Below are 2,611 nucleotides of genomic sequence, written 5' to 3' on the forward strand. Positions count from 1 at the left end.
AAAAGAAGAGAAACGGTCCCAGTATTTCCACAAAGCAAAACCAGCAGCCAGTATGACCGCCACAACAGCAGCAACCACAGCTCCGATCGGGGTAAAAATAGCCCCCGCAACAGAGGCAATACCAGCTCCAACCACTTCGATCACTGTCCCGATCCAACCAAAAGAAGCAGCAAATGCACTTCCTGAGACAGCAATCCCCCGTAAAGCCCCGACCAACAAGGTCATGGGGCGTAAGAGTCGGAGTGAACTTGCCCCAAGACCCGCGGTTAGCAAGCCCAGCGAGCGCCCTGCGGCTGCTAAGCCCCGCCAGCTTGCAGAAAGACCACGACTAACAGCACCCATCTTGATAAAAGAGCCCATCAATTGAAGAAGCCCAAGACGTGTGCCAGCAAGAGTAAAGCGCAAAACCCGTAGAGCAATATTAAAAGCCATAAGCGCAGCAATGGTTTTGATGATGGCGCTTGTTAAAGTGGGATGGGCATTCGCCCACGCCATCAACCCATTGGAAAAATTGCCAACACTTTCCATTAAACTGTTGAGGGAGGGCAGAAGCACTTCACCAATGCTAATCCCTAAAGCCACAATGCGGTTTTGTAAGAGTTCAAATTGCCGCATGGCACCGGTTGCTTGTTTGTCTGCTTCTTGTTCTACAGAGCCTTTAAAGACTTGTGGATCTTTCACATACTCTAAAGCTTGCCCTAACAATTCGGGATTGCCCACCAATTTGGCAAAATCACCAGTAAAATCGCGCCCCGCAATTGCAATCAGCGAGCGCATGCCCTGTTCGGATTTACCCAACACATTAAAAAAGCGCACCAAGGTACCGGTGGCATCTTTGTCCAGATCTTGCATGAATTTTTCGCGAGAAAGCCCAATATTGGCAAAAGCATCTTCAATATGCTTGCCTCCTGCTTGAATGCGGGCACTCATGGCATTAAAACCACGCGCGGCACTCTCTGGAACAATCCCAGCAGAAATCATCGCTGTACCAAATGCCGCGGTTTCGCGCGCAGTGAGCTTAAACATGGTTGCCGCACCGGTGGCTCGATTGGTAAAATCAGACACTTCACTGGCTTTTGCCGCCATGTGATTAGAGAGATGATTGATGGCATCGCCTAGATCTTCAATGCCTGCTTGATTAAGCTTAAAGACATTGCGCAACTTGGCAAAGCGCTCCCCAATCTGATCTCCCGTCATATCAAAAGCAACAGCCGCTTTGGCTGCATAAATGCTAAAAGCTTCTAAATCTTGTTCACCAATCCCTGCTTGGCTGGCACTGGTCATCAATTCTAAGACTTCACGCGCCGCTAACGGAATCTTGGTGGAGGTTTCAAGCGCAAAACGGCGCAATTCCTTTAAGCGATCAAGGGGGGCATCGAGAACCTTTTCTAATCCCTTCATCGATTGATCAAATTGCATGGCTTTATAGAGCGGTGCAATTAAGGTTGCTGTTTGCGCAATGGCACCCACCATACGCCCCCGCGCTTGGATAAAAGCATTTTCCGCATTCTTTGTCGCATCCTCAAGATGCTCAGGGTCAAACCACCCTTTAAAATGCTGCCTTGTCTTGTTTTGGAAATGCGCAACATCTGAACTAAAGACTGCAAGATCTCGCTTGGCAGAAGCTATCCCCTCTTGCAGATGATTAACAAAACGCACAACAAGGGAAACATCCATGATCGTCTCTTATCCTAACTGATGGCTTTCATATTCTTGAGCTTTCAGGTGTGCGAGTTCTTCTCGATAGGCAATCACATCCAGCCAATCCATCTGGTTAATCTCTGAAGGCGCCCAGTGATAATAAAGGGCTAGTTCTGCCCCAAATTGTCTGGCAGAGAGGATTGGCGTTGCGTAAAAAAAGCAAAAAAAGCCTTCAATATTGCGACAATATCCATCACATCAACTCGATCAATCAATTCAATAGATTCATGTGACATATCAGCCAAAAGTGCTGTGATGCCTTCTGTTGCCTCACTTGTGAACAAAACTTGAGAAAGCTTCGTGATAAGCACATCATTGCTCAAAGTGGTTTTTTGCTCTCCAAACTCAGGAAGCAGCAGCTCTGTCAATTGTGGTCCAATGAGCACCGCTAATTGCTTGGCATGCTTAAAAGTGGGGCGATAAAAGGTCAGTTTCTTGCAGAGAGATTCTTTGCCACCTTTATCTTGATAAGGAAGCGGAACCTGCAATTCCACGTCAATGCTGGTTTGTAAACTTGTCATGATCAATTCCTATAAATGAGAACCCTATCAATAATGAGAGCTTATAAGTTGAGAATAGAGCGGCGGCGAGAACCGATCTCTTGCCCGTTGCGGACAAGCCAGCCGCCCCGTTTAAAAGAAAAGCGGTGCAAAACAGAACCATCCCAAAATTCCGTATAATCCCAAACATTTTTGATCTCGCAATCATAGCCTGTGGCTTTCCCAGCTGTTAAGCCTTCGCTATCCACTTTGACCAACCGCCCTGTCACATCAATGGAATGTTCATGCTCACGCCCATCTTCTTCAGAAATCACATGTTTTTTGCCAGTGAATTTATGACGAAGACCAGGGGGACCACCAAAGATGCCGATAATTTCGGGGGTATGGCTGCGGATTTTCATTTGTAAACT

The 2,611-nt window shown here is 47.1% G+C and carries 3 protein-coding genes; all 3 read right to left on the reverse strand.

Features of this window, described 5'->3' with window-relative positions:
* Nucleotides 1-1,677: phage tail tape measure protein (locus ACFIJW_RS00780; RefSeq protein WP_375632832.1), on the reverse strand; the 1,677-nt coding region annotated here is incomplete at its 3' end.
* Between the two features lie 131 nt (nt 1,678-1,808).
* Nucleotides 1,809-2,222, reverse strand: coding sequence for a hypothetical protein (locus tag ACFIJW_RS00785; RefSeq protein ID WP_273790101.1), 414 nt, complete (start codon nt 2,220-2,222; stop codon nt 1,809-1,811).
* A gap of 41 nt (nt 2,223-2,263) precedes the next feature.
* Nucleotides 2,264-2,611, reverse strand: a 348-nt coding sequence (locus tag ACFIJW_RS00790) for a phage major tail tube protein (RefSeq protein WP_375632834.1), incomplete at its 5' end; no start/stop codon positions are given.

This window comes from Bartonella sp. MM97QHHN (assembly GCF_042194285.1).
Lineage (GTDB): Bacteria > Pseudomonadota > Alphaproteobacteria > Rhizobiales > Rhizobiaceae > Bartonella.

Excerpts from the sequence above, each read along its gene's own strand:
- ACFIJW_RS00785 (WP_273790101.1), bottom strand. The coding sequence starts at position 2,222 with ATGACAAGTTTACAAACCAGCATTGACGTGGAATTGCAGGTTCCGCTT.